A 14,960-nucleotide genomic window follows, 5' to 3' on the forward strand; every position below is an offset into this window, starting at 1 on the left:
CGGGGTCGCCCGTAAAGACGGATCGTCTATGGTGACCGGGTGAAGATCGCGCTCATGGACTCCGGAATCGGACTGCTCGCTGCTGCCGCCGCGGTGCGTCGACTGCGGCCCGACGCCGATCTCGTCCTCTCCTCCGACCCCGGCAGCATGCCCTGGGGACCCCGCACGCCGGAAGGAGTCACCGCGCTTGCCCTCGCGGTCGCCGAGGCCGCCGCGCTGCACCGGCCCGACGCCCTGATCGTCGCCTGCAACACCGCTTCCGTACGTTCCCTGCCGGCCCTGCGCGCCCGTCTCGAGCCGGAGGTGCCCGTCATCGGCACCGTCCCGGCCATCAAGCCGGCCGCCGCGGGCGGCGGACCCGTCGCGATCTGGGCCACGCCCGCCACCACGGGCAGCCCGTACCAGCGGGGCCTGATCAAGGAGTTCGCCGACGGAGTGGCGGTCACCGAGGTGGCCTGTCCCGGGCTCGCGGACGCCGTCGAGTACGCCGATCAGGCGGCCATCGACGCGGCGATCGAGGCCGCCGCCGCGCACACCCCCGAGGACGTCACGACCGTCGTCCTGGGGTGCACCCACTACGAGCTCGTCGCCGAGCGCATCCGCGCCGCCGTGCAGCGTCCCGGCCGCCCGCCGCTCGTCCTGCACGGTTCCGCCGAAGCGGTCGCCGCCCAGGCGCTGCGCCGGATCGGCGAGCTTCCGGACCCCGGAGCCCCCGCCGGCTCCACGGTCACGGTGCTTCTGGGCGGACACGAGGGCGTGCTGCCCGCCACGGCGCTCACCTACGAGGAAGGCCGCATTCTGTCGGCGGTCAGCTCCGCACGCTGAGCGACGGGGCTCGCATCCGTTCCACGGGCACGTCAGGTGACCACGGGGACACCCCCGGTGGGAGTCTCGCCCACCCGGCGGAGTGACGCTCCGCGACCCGGTGCCCGCGCAGCGGAATCTGAGTAGTCTCATGGGCATGAGGGACCACCCCCACGGCGAAACCTCCCCGCACCCGGCGATCTGGACCGGGCGTGCGAGGAACCGCGTCCAGTGGCTGCCCGCCCTGGGCGGCGTGGCCTGCCTGGCTCTCGGGATCGAGCTGGCCGTGACGTCCGGCTGGACGTCGGGAGCCGCACCGCTGATCATGTCCGTCGTCGGATGCATCGCCGCCGGACTGCTCATCCTCTTCGGCACGCTCGCGTTCGTACACGTCGCCGTGAAGGTCTACGAGGACTGTCTGGAGGTGCGCTGCGGCCACATAGGAGTGCCGCGGCGCCGCATCCCGCTCTCCACGGTCGTCGGTGCCGACTTCGCGCCCCAGGTCAACCCGCGCCAGTGGGGCGGCTGGGGGTATCGCTGGCGGCCCGAGCAGGGAACCGCCGTCGTCGTCCGGCGGGGCGAGGGCGTGGTGCTGCGCCTGGGCGACGGCCATACGTTCACGATCACCGTGGACAACGCCGAGGCGGCGGTCCGGATCATCCGCGGCCGTCTGAGCCCGGACACGACCCGCGTCGCGCGCTGACGGCCGGTGGCCCGGGTGCCGTTCACGTACCGAGGTGACCGCCGGGGTGCCGGGCCGGGACAGGGACGGTGTCCGGCTCCGCCGGGGTGAGCGGCCGTGCGGTCGCGAACCCGGCCAGCAGTCCCGCACCCGCGGTCACCGTCATGAAGCTCAGCGCGTTGCCGATCGACGCGATGGCGGCCACCGCCGTCAGGGCCGCGCCCGCCGTCAGCGCGATCGGCGTGGTGCGCGGCGAACGCAGAAGCGCGTACAGGACCCAGCAGAACGCCACCGCGAGCAGGACCACTCCGGTCAGACCCTGTTCGGCGGCCTGCTGGAGGGGTGCGGAGTGGGGTTTGCCGTCGGGCAGCAGGGACTGGGCCACCGTGGGGCTGAGCTCTCCGTAGCGGCCGGGCCCGACCCCCAGCTCGGGGTCGGCGCGGACCATGCGCAGGGCGTCGTGCCACAGCAGGACGCGGTGCTCGGTGAGCTGGCCCTCCAGGGAGGCGGTCAGTCCGCCCGGCAGCACGTCCTCGCCGATCGCCCAGGTCGCCCCGGTCGCCAGGGCCGCGGCGGCCGCGAACCCCGTCAGACCGAGGGCCCGGCGGCGTACCCGGGCAGTGGCCAGCGAACACAGCAGGACCCCGGTGCACATGACGACCGCGGTGGTGGACCCGAGGAGCGCCGCCGTCACCGCGGTCCCGGCGGCCGACAGACGCAGCGCGAGCCGCAGGGCGGCCGGGCGCGCGGCCCAGGCCGCGCAGCACGCGGCGCCGCAGGAGAGGGTGAGCAGCGCGGCCGTGGCACCGGTGTGGCCGAGCTGGAGGCTGATCTGCGGGCCGGGCGTGGCGATCGCGAGGCCGAGTCCGGCCGCCGCCGCGGCACAGGGGGCCGCCACCGGCAGGAGCGCTCCGGAGATCCGTCCCGCGGCATAGCCGGCCGCCACGGCGAGCACCGCGAGGAGCATGCCCTCGGGTCGGCCCTCGTGAGCCGCCGCCGTGATCAGCGACCAGGTGGCGCAGGCCGCGAGCACGATCATGCCGGCGACGTCCGAAGCGTTGCGTCTTTCGCCCGTGGCCACCGCTTCGGCCGTGGACGTCGTCCCCGCGGAACCCACCCCCGTCGCCCCCCGACTCTGCCCGGCCCCGGGCGCCGTCACCGCATCAGGCCGCACGTCAGAGGCTCGGCCACACCGTAACGGGTGATGCGCCGGTTTGGGGACCGGTTGTGCAGGAACGTTGCGGCAGGCCGTGCGAGGCGACCCGGCGAGGGGTGGGACCGCGCGGGCCGAGCTGTCCGCGCCCTGGTCAGGCGCCGTACACTCCCCGAGTGACCGCCACCGCAACCACCGTAGACGAGCCGGAACAGCTCGAACCCCAGGCCGTGCCCGCCCCGCGCGGGTCAGCCCTGGTGCGTCGCCTGGTCCCGGCCGCCGCCGCGGCGCTCTCCGGAGTGCTGCTGTACGTCAGCTTCCCGCCACGGACTCTGTGGTGGCTCGCCCTGCCGGCCTTCGCGGTCTTCGGCTGGATCCTGCGTGGTCGCTCCTGGAAGGCCGGACTCGGCCTCGGCTATCTGTTCGGCCTCGGATTCCTGTTGCCGCTGCTGGTCTGGACCGGCGTCGAGGTCGGCTCCGGTCCCTGGCTCGCGCTCGTCGCCGTGGAGGCGGTCTACGTCGCACTGGTCGGCGCGGGGATCACCTTCGTCTCCCGGCTGCCCGGATGGCCGCTGTGGGCGGCGGCCCTGTGGATCGCCGGGGAGGCGGCACGCGCGCGTGCGCCCTTCGGCGGCTTCCCCTGGGGGAAGATCGCGTTCGGACAGGCCGACGGCGTGTTCCTGCCGCTCGCCGCGGTCGGTGGCACTCCGGTGCTCGGCTTCGCCGTCGTGCTGTGCGGCTTCGGGCTGTACGAGATCGTCCGTCTCGCCGTCGAACGGCGCGACACCGGCGTCCTGCGCCGCGGCGCGGCCGTGGTGGCGCTGCTGAGCGTCGCCGTCCCCGTCGTCGGAGCGCTCGCCGCGCGGATGCTCGTCAGCGACAAGGCCGAGGACGGCGCGGCGACGGTCGCGGTCATCCAGGGCAACGTCCCGCGCGCGGGACTCGACTTCAACGCCCAGCGGCGCGCAGTCCTCGACCACCACGTGCGGGAGACCGAACGCCTGGCCGCCGAGGTCAAGGCGGGCAAGAAGCCCAAGCCCGACCTGGTGCTGTGGCCGGAGAACTCCTCCGACATCGACCCGTTCGCCAACGCAGACGCCCGCTACGTGATCGACCAGGCGGCCAAGGCGATCGGCGCCCCCGTCTCCGTCGGCGCGGTCGTCGAGCGGAGCGGCAAGCTCTACAACGAGCAGATCCTGTGGGACCCGGACAAGGGTCCGGTGGACACGTACGACAAGCGGCAGGTCCAGCCGTTCGGCGAGTACCTTCCCCTGCGTCCGCTGCTCGGGGCCATCAACAAGGACTGGACGAGCATGGTCCGCCAGGACTTCAGCCGCGGCACCGAGCCGGGTGTGTTCAAGATGAACGGCACCGGTATCGGACTCGTCACCTGTTACGAGGCGGCGTTCGACTGGGCCGTGCGCAGCACCGTCACCGACGGCGCGCAGATCATCTCGGTGCCCAGCAACAACGCGACCTTCGACCGCAGCGAGATGACCTACCAGCAGCTCGCCATGTCCCGCATCCGCGCCGTCGAGCACAGCCGCACCGTCACGGTGCCCGTGACGAGCGGTGTCAGCGCCGTGATCATGCCCGATGGGAAGATCACCCAGAGGACCGGCATGTTCGTCGCCGACTCGCTGGTCCAGAAGGTTCCGCTGCGTTCCTCCGAGACCCCGGCCACGAAGCTCGGCATCGTCCCGGAACTGATCCTCGTGCTCGTCGCGGCGGGCGGCCTCGGATGGGCCGCCACGACGGCGGTCCGATCGCGGCGGAACACCCTTCAGGCCGGTCTCCGTGCCCGCGCGGAAGCGGGCGAATCGCGCGGATAGGGTCGGGGACATGCCTACTCCCGACTTCATCCGCGAGATCCGGGCCTTCGCGGGTCACCAGCTCCTCTGGCTTCCCGGGGTCACCACCGTGGTCCTCGACGACGAAGGCCGTGTTCTGCTCGGCCAGCGTTCCGACAACCACAGGTGGGCGCTCATCTCCGGTATTCCGGAGCCGGGGGAGCAGCCCGCGGTCTGCGCGGTCCGCGAGGTGTACGAGGAGACGGCGGTGCGCGTCGAGGTCGAGCGCGTCGTCATGGTCGCGGCCGGGGAGCGGGTGACCTACACCAACGGCGACGTCTGCCAGTTCATGGACACCACCTTCCTGTGCCGCGCCATCGGCGGGGAAGCCCGCGTCAACGACGACGAGTCGCTCCAGGTGGGCTGGTTCGCCGTGGACGCCCTGCCGAAGCTGCAGGACGACGCCCTCATCCGGATCAAGCAGGCGCTGCTTGACGAACCCACATGGTTCGAGTCCATGACCTGAGGGCGAAGTGTGTGTGCTAACCACATCGGTGGGGGCCTGGGCTCTGCCTAGGGTCGAGGCATGACCGCGCCCAGCGCCCTCCCGGGCCCCCACGCTTTCGCACTCGACCTCGGTGGCCGCACCGCCCTCGTCACCGGAGCGGCGAGCGGCATCGGCCGCGCCTGTGCGCTGCGGCTCGCCGCCGCCGGGGCCAAGGTGAGAGCGGTCGACCGGGACGCCGAAGGCCTGGAAACACTGGCCGAGCAGTCCCACGGTCTGGCCGGGACGGTCGAGCCGCACCTCCTCGACCTCACCGACCTCGACGCGGCGGAGCAGGCCGCGGCCGGCACCGATGTCCTCGTGAACAACGCCGGTCTGCAAATGGTCCGCCCCATCGAGGAATTCCCGCCCGACGTGTTCCACACGGTGCTGACCGTCATGCTGGAGGCGCCGTTCCGGCTCATCCGCGGGGCACTGCCTCATATGTACGGGCAGGGCTGGGGCCGCATCGTCAACGTCTCCTCGGTCCACGGACTGCGCGCCTCGGCGTTCAAATCGGCGTACGTCGCCGCGAAGCACGGACTCGAGGGGCTCTCGAAGACCGCGGCCCTCGAAGGCGCCCCCCACGGAGTCACCTCGAACTGTGTGAACCCCGCCTATGTGCGCACCGCACTCGTCGAGAAACAGTTGGCCGATCAGGCGCGCACGCACGGCATCCCGCGAGAGCGCGTCCTGACCGAGATCCTGTTGCGGGACAGCGCGGTCAAGCGGCTCATCGAACCGGAGGAGGTCGCTGAGGCGGTGGCCTATCTCTGCGGTCCGCAGGCGTCTTTCATGACCGGAACGTCGCTGGCATTGGACGGGGGCTGGACCGCGCACTGAGCCCGAGCCGGTCCCGTTCGAACCGTGCCGCACCCGGGCTGGGGACGAGTTGTCCACAGGGCCGAGGCGGTGTCCTGCGGATAGTTGTCCACAGGGCCGGGGCGCCGACTCGCATCTGCGCGATCCTGTTGCCATGTCTCGCGATCACCTGCCATCAGCCGAGCGCTCCGCCGACAGCGCGGAAGCGCCGTTCCTGGAACTCCTGGCCCGGGGAGCAACCGCCGACGCCTACGAGCAGCCGGTGCTGCTCGCCCGCGCCGAGGGTCTGCCCGACGGGCGCGTCGCCGCGCTGGAACAGGCCAAGCTGCTCGCTCTGCGCGTGCGCACGGAGATAGAGGGACGGCGCCGCCGCGAGGCCGAACTCTCAGCGCTCTTCGAGACCGCGCACGACCTCGCGGGCCTGCGTGACCTCGACGCCGTACTGCGGGCGATCGTGCAGCGGGCCCGGTCGCTGCTGGGCACGGACATCGCGTATCTCAGCCTGAACGACGCGGCCAGGGGTGACACCTACATGCGGGTCACCGAGGGCTCGGTCGCCGCGCGCTTCCAGCAGCTGCGGCTCGGCATGGGAGAGGGGCTCGGCGGACTCGTCGCCCAGACCGCCCGCCCGTACGTCACCGACGACTACTTCAAGGACGAGCGCTTCCAGCACACCCGGACCATCGACGCGGGCGTACAGGACGAAGGGCTCGTCGCGATCCTCGGAGTGCCGCTGATGATCGGGCCCCAGGTCATCGGCGTGCTGTTCGCGGCGGACCGCAGGGCACGGGTCTTCGACCGGGAACAGATCGCCCTGCTCGGCTCCTTCGCGGCCCTGGCCGCGGCGGCCATCGACTCGGCGAACGCACTCACGGAGACACGCTCCGCCCTGGACCGCCTCGGCCGGGCCAACGAGATCATCCGGGACCGCAGCGCGGTGATCGAACGCGCCTCGGACGTCCACGACCGACTGGCCGAACTCGTGCTGCGCGGTGGGGGAGTCCACGACGTCGCCGCCGCGGTGTCCGAAGTCCTGGACGGCGGCACCGTCGAGTTCACCGAGCCGGGCGGCACACCGCCCATGGCGGTGGAAGCGGCCCGCGCCGACGGCCACGCCGTACGGCACGGCGACGACTGGGTCGCCGCGGTGGCGGCGGGAGGCGAACTGCTCGGCGCGCTCGTGCTGCGCGGGCATCCCGGCCTCGACCCCGTCGACCAGCGCACCCTGGAGCGCGCCGCGATGGTCACGTCATTGCTCCTCCTCGCCAGACGTTCGGCTTCCGAGGCCGAACAGCGGGTGCGCGGCGAGCTGCTGGACGACCTGCTGGACACCCGGGACCGCGATCCGGGGCTGCTGCGGGATCGGGCGGCGCGGCTGCACGCCGATCTGGACGGTCCCCATGTCGTGCTGGCGGCCCGGCTCGACATCGTGGCCGCCGACGCCGGCCAGGAGGCGGGTGCGCGCCGACGCCTGTGGTCGGCCGCGTCCCATCTCGCCGCCACCCGCCATGGACTGGCCGCCGCCCGCGACGGCGGCACCGTCCTGCTGCTCCCGCTCGGGCCCGGCGACACGGCGACGACACTGGCCCGCCGCACCGCCAAGGAGCTGGGCACCGCCGTTCAGGAGGCGGTGACCGTGGGCGCCTCCGCACCCCTGGACCGGCTCGCGACGCACCCCGAAGCGGTGGCCGCCGCATACACCGAGGGGCAGCGCTGCCTGGAGGCGCTGCGTCTGCTCGGCAGGGCCGGCGACGGCGCGGCCGCCGAGGACTTCGGCTTTCTCGGACTGCTGCTCGCCGGGGACCGGGACATCTCCGGGTTCGTCGGCCGGACGATCGGCGGAGTCGTCGCCTACGACGAACGGCGTGGTACCGACCTGCTGCGCACCCTCGACGCGTACTTCGCCAGCGGTATGAGCCCAGCACGTACGAAGGACGTCCTGCATGTGCATGTGAACACCGTGGCCCAGCGGCTGGAGCGGGTGGGGCGCCTGCTCGGGGAGGACTGGCAGAGCCCGGCCCGCATATTGGAGATCCAGCTCGCGCTGCGACTGCACGGGTTGTCGTCGCACGGACCGCACTGATCCCCGCACACGGCATCGCGTACGGGGACCGGGGAGTGCGGACGAGCGGTCAGATCGTACGGGCGTCCGCCGGCGCGACCGGGGCCGGCTGGTCGTCGGTCACGTCCTCGACGGCGGACAGGTCGCGGTCGCGGGTCTCCTTCGCGAAGCCCACGGCGATCAGGGTCAGCAGAACCGCCCCGATCACATACAGGGAGACGGGAGTGGAACTGCCGTACGAGGAGAGCAGGGCCGTCGCGATGAGAGGTGCGGGCGCGCCCGCCGCCACGGAGGCGAACTGGGCCCCGATGGAGGCACCGGAGTAGCGCATCCGGGTCGCGAACATCTCGGAGAAGAACGCGGCCTGGGGTGCGTACATGGCGCCGTGGAGGACCAGGCCGATGGTGACGGCGAGGATCAGGTTCGCGAAGCCGCCGGTGTCGATGAGGGAGAAGAACGGGAACATCCAGAGGCCGACACCCGCGGCACCGAGCAGATAGACGGGGCGGCGGCCGATGCGGTCGGAGAGGGCGCCCCAGGCCGGGATGACGGCGAAGTGCACGGCCGAGGCGATGAGAACGGCGTTGAGCGCGGTCTGCCGGGAGACGCCGGCGGAGGTGGTGGCGTACACGAGGATGAAGGCGGTGATCACGTAGTAGCTGATGTTCTCGGCCATACGGGCGCCCATCGCGACGAGCACGTCACGCCAGTGGTGGCGCAGGACGGAGACCAGCGGAAGCTTCTCCGGCTCGTCCGCTCCGGCCGCCTTGCGAGCCTCGGACCGCGCCAGCGCCTCCTTGAACACCGGCGATTCATCGACAGACAGACGAATCCACAAACCGACGACGACCAGGACACCGGAGAGGAGGAACGGGACGCGCCAGCCCCAGGAAAGGAAGGTGGCGTCCGACTGCGTGGCGGTGAGCAGTGACAGGACGCCCGTCGCCAGGAGCTGGCCCGCGGGAGCTCCGGTCTGCGGCCACGACGCCCAGAAACCCCGCCGCTTCGCGTCGCCGTGCTCGGACACCAACAGGACCGCACCGCCCCATTCGCCGCCCAGCGCGAAGCCCTGCACCAGACGCAGTGCGGTGAGCAGGACGGGGGCCGCGGCACCGACGGTCGCGTGCGTGGGCAGCAGGCCGATCGCGAAGGTCGCCCCGCCCATCAGCAGCAGGCTCAGTACCAGCAGCCGCTTGCGGCCGAGCCGGTCGCCGTAGTGTCCGAAGACGAGCGCGCCCAGCGGCCGGGCCGCGAATCCGACCGCGTACGTCAGGAAGGAGAGCAGCGTGCCGACCAGCGGGTCGGAGTCGGGGAAGAACAGCTTGTTGAAGACCAGGGCGGCGGCCGAGCCGTAGAGGAAGAAGTCGTACCACTCGATGGTGGTGCCGATGAGACTGGCGGCGACGATGCGCTTGAGGCTGGCGGGGGGTGGGGGAGCGGTGGTTCCGGAGGCCATGTGCGCCACTTCCTCGTGTGCGGTGGGGACGGGTACGTGTCGGCACACGGTAGGAAGATGCAGTTCAGGGGCACATGTGGTGGGGCAACATAGTTCGAGGGTTGGCTATGCATGCGGCCGCCATGCCGGCTCACGGAAAGGCGGTTCAGGGGCTCGAAGATAGTCGAAACGAGCGCCGTCCGGGACGCGCAGTTCGGGGTGATTTGGCGGTGCGGTGCTGACTCCCGTGCTGGTTCGGTGCTGACCAAAAGCCCACGTCATTACGCGTCTTCACCCCTCCCGTGCTGACTTGGTGCTGACTACGTTCTGTTGAACTCGGGCATCTGGGGTTGATCGGCTCAGAGTCGTTGCGTGGTGGGTGACTGGGCTGAGAGACCGAGCCCGGCCTTGCCGCTCAGCCGTCGTGGGCATGGGCAAGGTGCTGCGCCTGGGCGCGGCGCGCGTTCGTCCCAGCAGATTCTTCGTCTGCTGGTGGTACACGGGTGTGATGCCTGCTGACCTGCGCAGGTGGCGTACGTTAGAGGTTCTGCGCGGTGCTTTGGCCCGCGACTGGTCCGGATCTTGGATTGAGAGAGGCAGCAGGATGATCTCCAGCCGGAGATGAGGCAGATGGTCCGGCGTGCGGTGCCTCGGTCGTCATCAACGGCCCGTCCAGCAGCAGGCCGCGCAGGCAGACCCTTCCCCGCTGACGCTGATCTGCCCGCGAAAACGGCTCGAACCGACCAGGCGCTACCAGGGCCTGTGTGGCGGATCGGGTCGCAGGCGCGGGGTCTGGCACGCCCTCCCTCAAGCTCTTCGAGCAGGGGGTGCCCCAGTCGCGTTGTCGTCACTCGCCGACTCGGCTCCCTCCTCCGCCTTGCGGCTGCACGCACCAGAACTCGCTCACCTGGGTCTATGAGGCGCCGCAGCTTTCCTTCGACCTGATCCGCCGGACAGGCCCTGGCGGACTTGATCAGCGTCATCGGCGGGGGTAGAACCGCTGGGGCCGAATCGGCCTTCGCCGTGGCTGCTTCGAAGGGTTCCGTTGCGGCACTTGGCCGTATGGCGGTCGCCGGGAGCACGCCGTCGGAGGGCGAGGAGATCCGCCGTGTCCCGACCGGCGACCCCGGCGTGGGCGTGATCCGCCACCTGGACGTGAGCTCCGGCCGCGCGAACAGGTCGCGATCATGCGGGGCGCACGGGTGCTGATGAGGGGCAGGGACGCCCCTGTCCAGTCGGCGTTCTGTGTGTTCGGATCCTTGACCCCTGCTCGGCCCTCCATAATGCTGTGTTGCGACACGTGAGATTCGTGCCGTAATAAGCAACATTTGAATCAGGTCTCGTACCAGCTGAGGAGTGGCCATGACTCACCAGGTCCGTGCTGTCGTCGCGCGGGGGAAGGGCGCCCCCGTCAGTCTGGAAACGATCATCGTGCCCGACCCCGGCCCGGGCGAGGCGCTGGTGAAGATCGAGGCCTGCGGGGTCTGCCACACCGATCTGCACTATCGCGAGGGTGGCATCAACGACGACTTCCCGTTCCTGCTGGGCCACGAGGCCGCGGGTGTCGTGGAGTCGGTGGGGGAGGGCGTCACCGACGTCGCTCCGGGTGACTTCGTCATCCTCAACTGGCGTGCCGTGTGCGGGCAGTGCCGGGCCTGTCTGCGTGGACGGCCGCAGTACTGCTTCAACACCCACAACGCGAAGCAGAAGATGACCTTGACCGACGGCACCGAGCTGTCCCCGGCCCTGGGTATCGGCGCGTTCGCGGAGAAGACGCTGGTGGCGGTAGGGCAGTGCACCAGGGTCGACCGGGCGGCATCGGCGGCCGCCGCCGGGCTGCTGGGCTGCGGAGTGATGGCGGGCATCGGCGCGGCCATCAACACCGGCAACGTCGGACGCGGTGACAGCGTGGCGGTCATCGGCTGCGGTGGTGTGGGGGACGCGGCGATCGCCGGCGCCCGGCTCGCCGGGGCGGCCACCGTCATCGCGGTCGACATCGATGACCGGAAACTCGAGACTGCGAAGAAGATCGGCGCGACCCACACCGTCAACTCCAAGCAGGGCGATCCGGTGGAGGCCATCCGCGAGCTGACCGGCGGCTTCGGCGCGGACGTCGTCATCGAGGCGGTCGGCCGCCCGGAGACGTACAAGCAGGCCTTCTACGCCCGCGACCTGGCCGGCACTGTCGTCCTCGTCGGCGTACCGACCCCGGAGATGAAGCTCGAACTGCCGCTGCTGGACGTCTTCGGCCGGGGCGGCGCGCTGAAGTCCTCCTGGTACGGCGACTGCCTGCCCTCCCGTGACTTCCCGATGCTCATCGATCTCTACCTGCAGGGCCGACTGGATCTGGACGCCTTCGTCACGGAGACCATCGCACTGGACGAGGTCGAGAAGGCCTTCGAGCGGATGCACGGCGGCGACGTACTGCGCTCGGTGGTGGTCTTCTGATGGCCGGCATGGCTGGCCTGGCGGGTGCGCGCATCGAACACCTCGTCACCTCGGGGACGTTCTCCCTGGACGGTGGTACCTGGGACGTCGACAACAATGTCTGGATCATCGGTGACGACACCGAGGCCGTCGTCATCGACGCTGCGCACGACGCCGCGGCGATTGCCGAAGCCCTCGGCGGACGCACGCTGCGGGCCATCGTGTGTACTCACGCCCACAACGACCACATCGATGCAGCCCCCGAACTCGCCGACCGTACCGGTGCTCCGATCCTGCTCCACGGCGACGACCTGCCGCTGTGGAAGCAGACCCACCCGGAGCGGTCACCCGACGGCGAACTGGCCGACGGGCAGGTCGTCACGGTGGCGGGTGTCGAGTTGACCGTGCTGCACACTCCCGGCCACGCCCCCGGCGCGGTGTGCCTGTACGCGCCGGGCCTGAAGGCACTCTTCAGCGGTGACACGCTCTTCGCGGGCGGACCGGGGGCTACGGGAAGGTCGTACAGCCATTTCGGCACGATCGTCGACTCGATCCGGGACCGGCTGCTGACCCTGCCGGGCGACACGGTCGTGCACACCGGTCACGGGGAGACGACCACCATCGCCGCCGAGGCCCCGCATCTTCAGGAATGGATCGACCGCGGATTCTGACCGCTGCCGACCGCGCGGCGGCGGCCTCGTCTCGACATTCGAAGACGCTCAGCACTTGTTGACGTCTCAGCACTCGATGACGTTGACCGCGAGGCCGCCGCGCGAGGTCTCCTTGTACCTCACCTTCATGTCGGCACCGGTCTCGCGCATCGTCTTGATGACCTTGTCGAGCGAGACCACATGGGTGCCGTCGCCGCGCAGTGCCATTCGTGCCGCATCGATCGCCTTGACGGATGCGAGGGCGTTCTGCTCGATGCAGGGGATCTGGACCAGGCCTCCGACCGGGTCGCAGGTCAGCCCGAGGCGGTGCTCCATGCCGATCTCCGCGGCGTTCTCGACCTGCTCGGCGTGCCGCCGAGCGCCTCGGCGAGACCGGCGGCGGCCATGGAGCAGGCGGATCCGACCTCGCCCTGGCAGCCCACCTCGGCCCCGGAGATCGACGCGTTCTCCTTGAACTCCACCTCCCGGCGGCCGCAACCGGCCGGCCTCGTGGATCCGGTGCACCCTGTTGTCCGCGGTGTCGGTGTCGACGGTTTCCGGATCCTCGCCTTCGAGGCCGAGGAGTACCGCCTTGCCGCTGCCGCTGCCGCTGCCGCTGCCGCTGCCGCTGCCGCTGCCGCTGCCGTGACCGTGACCGTGGCCGTGATTGGTGGCGCCGGGCGATCCGAAGAGTTCTGCCCGGACCGAGCCGGTGCGGGGGAGCGGGCTGTCTTCCTGCAGTCCGGTGACGAAGAGGCGGGCGGCGTTCATGGGCCCGACGGTGTGGGAACTCGACGGTCCGATGCCACCTTGAGCAGGTCGAAGACGCTGATCGCCACGCCGGCTCCTTCATGCGATGTGTTGCCTATCGCGCAAAGCGTTGCGCAAAAAGCAACATTGAACAAGGGGTCGGCTGTCCTCTGGATGCCTTGACAAGGGTTTGGGGCCGCCCTCAAACTGGCGTTGCGCTTACCGCAATCCGTTTCGCTATACGCACCGAGGTGTCATGATGATTCCCGCGTGCCTTCTCGTGGATCTGCCGCGAGGCGAGGCCTACCGGCTAGACATCGATCCGCCGGTTTCGGTGTTCCACACCGATGACGGCGAGGTCTTCGCCATCGATGACACCTGCACCCACCAGGACGCGTCGCTCGCCGACGGCTGGCTGGAGGGCTGCGAGGTGGAATGCCCGCTGCATGCTTCGAAGTTCGACCTCCGGACCGGAGCCGTCGACGCTCCGCCGGCCAAGCGTCCGGTCCGCACCCATGAGGTCCTCATCGAGGACGGCATGATCTACGTCCGGCCGTCCACGGAGGCACCCGACCTTCCGCCCTGTGTTGCGTCCCGGCTCGCCGGAGGCCCCGCGTGAGGACAGTGGCCGTGGTGGGTGCCTCGCTGGCCGGTCTGTCGGCGGCGCGCTCGTTGCGGAAACGGGGGTACGACGGGCGGCTGGTCGTCATCGGCGACGAACCGCACCGCCCGTACGACAGGCCGCCGCTGTCCAAGGAGTTCCTGGCCGGTGACATCGGCGAAGCCGATCTCGCGCTGGAGTCGGACGACGAGGACCTGCAGGCCGAGTGGCTGCTCGGTGCCCGCGCCGCCGGACTCGACAGCGCGGATCGCGCCGTGCGGCTCGCCGACGGCCGCGAGGTCCGAGCCGACGGCTTCGTCATCGCGACCGGCGCGGCCGCGCGGACGCTGCCCGGCACCGACGGCCTGGCCGGGGTACACACACTGCGCACCCTGGACGACGCCCGCGCCCTGCGGGACGAACTGGCCCTGGGCGGGCGGCTGGTCGTGATCGGCGGCGGATTCATCGGCGCCGAGGTCGCCTCCACCGCATACGCTCTCGGACTCGACGTGACGGTGGTCGAGGCGGCGCCGACGCCGCTCGCCGGACCGCTCGGCGAGACCATGGGAGGCATCGTCTCCGCCCTTCATGCGGACCACGGCGTACGGCTGTTGTGCGGCGTGGGGGTCAAGGGGCTGAGCGGGGAGACCCGGGTCGACGCCGTCCTGCTCGAGGACGGCCGCAGTATCCCCGCCGACACCGTCGTCGTCGGTGTCGGCGCGCGTCCGTGCGTCGAGTGGCTGGCAGGATCCGGCGTCGCGCTCGACAACGGCGTCAAGTGCGGCGCGGACGGCCGCACCAGCCTCGCGGGTGTGGTCGCCGTCGGTGACTGCGCCTCCTGGTACGACCCCCGTGCGGGGATCCACCGCCGCGTCGAGCACTGGACCGGTGCGCGCGAGCGGTCCGACGTGGCCGTGGCCACGCTGCTGTCGTGGGGTGCGGCGGAGCCGGGTGTGCCCCGACCGCCGTACTTCTGGTCGGACCAGTACGGCGTGAAGATCCAGTTCGCCGGTCATTCGGCCGGTGCCGACAGTGTGACGGTCGAGGAAGGCGTCCCGGGCGACCGCAGTTTTCTGGCCGTCTACCGGCGTGCCGGGCATCCGGTCGCCGTGCTCGCGATGAACCAGCCGCGGCTTTTCATGCGTTGGCGCAAGCAGCTCACCGCCGCGACATCTTGACATCACCGATGCGGCATTTCATGCTCCTGTTGCGTATAGCACGTAGCGTTGCTCCATGCAAA

12 protein-coding genes and 2 pseudogenes are annotated in these 14,960 nt (G+C 70.8%); 10 read left to right on the plus strand and 4 right to left on the minus strand.

Going from position 1 to position 14,960, the window contains the following annotated elements:
• Positions 1–39: 39 nt before the first annotated feature.
• Both OG780_RS36380 and OG780_RS36385 read left to right on the plus strand, forming a co-directional pair.
• Entirely contained in the window at positions 40–825 is a 786-nt protein-coding gene (locus OG780_RS36380; RefSeq protein ID WP_328455404.1) for a glutamate racemase, read from the plus strand.
• A gap of 136 nt (positions 826–961) precedes the next feature.
• Positions 962–1,507, plus strand: a complete 546-nt coding sequence (locus OG780_RS36385; RefSeq protein ID WP_328455406.1) for a hypothetical protein — start codon at positions 962–964, stop codon at positions 1,505–1,507.
• Positions 1,508–1,529: 22 nt separating this feature from the next.
• Here OG780_RS36385 and OG780_RS36390 read toward each other — a convergent pair whose 3' ends face one another.
• On the minus strand, positions 1,530–2,525 hold the full coding sequence (locus OG780_RS36390; protein WP_328458630.1) for an O-antigen ligase family protein: 996 nt from the start codon (positions 2,523–2,525) through the stop codon (positions 1,530–1,532).
• Positions 2,526–2,815: 290 nt separating this feature from the next.
• Between OG780_RS36390 and lnt the strand changes: the two genes are divergently transcribed.
• From lnt to OG780_RS36410, 4 genes are all read left to right on the plus strand, one after another.
• Complete coding sequence (gene lnt / locus OG780_RS36395; RefSeq protein ID WP_328455408.1) at positions 2,816–4,471, plus strand: apolipoprotein N-acyltransferase; 1,656 nt, start codon at positions 2,816–2,818, stop codon at positions 4,469–4,471.
• A gap of 10 nt (positions 4,472–4,481) precedes the next feature.
• Positions 4,482–4,955, plus strand: coding sequence for an NUDIX hydrolase (locus OG780_RS36400; RefSeq protein WP_328455410.1), 474 nt, complete (start codon positions 4,482–4,484; stop codon positions 4,953–4,955).
• 60 nt (positions 4,956–5,015) lie between these two features.
• Entirely contained in the window at positions 5,016–5,816 is an 801-nt protein-coding gene (locus OG780_RS36405) for a 3-hydroxybutyrate dehydrogenase (protein ID WP_328455412.1), read from the plus strand.
• Positions 5,817–5,949: 133 nt separating this feature from the next.
• Positions 5,950–7,878 carry a helix-turn-helix domain-containing protein gene (locus OG780_RS36410; protein ID WP_328455414.1) on the plus strand — a complete coding sequence of 643 codons (1,929 nt, stop codon included), beginning with the start codon at positions 5,950–5,952 and terminating at the stop codon, positions 7,876–7,878.
• Positions 7,879–7,927: 49 nt separating this feature from the next.
• Here OG780_RS36410 and OG780_RS36415 read toward each other — a convergent pair whose 3' ends face one another.
• Positions 7,928–9,313: an MFS transporter gene (locus OG780_RS36415; RefSeq protein WP_328455416.1), complete on the minus strand. Its 1,386-nt coding sequence runs from the start codon at positions 9,311–9,313 to the stop codon at positions 7,928–7,930.
• 1,341 nt (positions 9,314–10,654) lie between these two features.
• On the opposite strand from OG780_RS36415, the gene OG780_RS36420 reads away from it, so the two are divergent.
• Both OG780_RS36420 and OG780_RS36425 read left to right on the plus strand, forming a co-directional pair.
• Positions 10,655–11,740 carry an S-(hydroxymethyl)mycothiol dehydrogenase gene (locus OG780_RS36420; protein ID WP_328455418.1) on the plus strand — a complete coding sequence of 362 codons (1,086 nt, stop codon included), beginning with the start codon at positions 10,655–10,657 and terminating at the stop codon, positions 11,738–11,740.
• 8 nt (positions 11,741–11,748) lie between these two features.
• Complete coding sequence (locus OG780_RS36425; RefSeq protein WP_328458632.1) at positions 11,749–12,390, plus strand: MBL fold metallo-hydrolase; 642 nt, start codon at positions 11,749–11,751, stop codon at positions 12,388–12,390.
• 66 nt (positions 12,391–12,456) lie between these two features.
• On the opposite strand, the pseudogene OG780_RS44745 reads toward OG780_RS36425, so the two are convergent.
• Positions 12,457–12,845, minus strand: a pseudogene (locus OG780_RS44745) (L-serine ammonia-lyase, iron-sulfur-dependent, subunit alpha); the annotation flags it as partial.
• A 70-nt stretch (positions 12,846–12,915) separates the two neighbouring features.
• Positions 12,916–13,140 (minus strand): annotated as a pseudogene (locus OG780_RS44750) (hypothetical protein); the annotation flags it as partial.
• A gap of 235 nt (positions 13,141–13,375) precedes the next feature.
• Between OG780_RS44750 and OG780_RS36435 the strand changes: the two are divergent.
• A complete protein-coding gene (locus OG780_RS36435) occupies positions 13,376–13,738 on the plus strand; it encodes a bifunctional 3-phenylpropionate/cinnamic acid dioxygenase ferredoxin subunit (RefSeq protein WP_261707616.1) in 363 nt (120 codons plus the stop codon).
• Complete coding sequence (locus OG780_RS36440) at positions 13,735–14,898, plus strand: NAD(P)/FAD-dependent oxidoreductase (RefSeq protein WP_328455422.1); 1,164 nt, start codon at positions 13,735–13,737, stop codon at positions 14,896–14,898. Before OG780_RS36435 ends, OG780_RS36440 begins: the two co-directional genes overlap by 4 nt.
• Positions 14,899–14,960 lie beyond the last annotated feature (62 nt).

The organism is Streptomyces sp. NBC_00386 (genome assembly GCF_036063235.1).
Lineage (GTDB): Bacteria > Actinomycetota > Actinomycetes > Streptomycetales > Streptomycetaceae > Streptomyces.

Coding starts and splice junctions, on each gene's coding strand:
- OG780_RS36425 (WP_328458632.1), top strand. CDS start 11,749: ATGGCTGGCCTGGCGGGTGCGCGCATCGAACACCTCGTCACCTCGGGG.
- OG780_RS36415 (WP_328455416.1), bottom strand. CDS start 9,313: ATGGCCTCCGGAACCACCGCTCCCCCACCCCCCGCCAGCCTCAAGCGC.
- OG780_RS36420 (WP_328455418.1), top strand. CDS start 10,655: ATGACTCACCAGGTCCGTGCTGTCGTCGCGCGGGGGAAGGGCGCCCCC.
- OG780_RS36400 (WP_328455410.1), top strand. CDS start 4,482: ATGCCTACTCCCGACTTCATCCGCGAGATCCGGGCCTTCGCGGGTCAC.
- OG780_RS36410 (WP_328455414.1), top strand. CDS start 5,950: ATGTCTCGCGATCACCTGCCATCAGCCGAGCGCTCCGCCGACAGCGCG.
- OG780_RS36405 (WP_328455412.1), top strand. CDS start 5,016: ATGACCGCGCCCAGCGCCCTCCCGGGCCCCCACGCTTTCGCACTCGAC.
- OG780_RS36435 (WP_261707616.1), top strand. CDS start 13,376: ATGATGATTCCCGCGTGCCTTCTCGTGGATCTGCCGCGAGGCGAGGCC.
- OG780_RS36385 (WP_328455406.1), top strand. CDS start 962: ATGAGGGACCACCCCCACGGCGAAACCTCCCCGCACCCGGCGATCTGG.
- OG780_RS36390 (WP_328458630.1), bottom strand. CDS start 2,525: ATGATCGTGCTCGCGGCCTGCGCCACCTGGTCGCTGATCACGGCGGCG.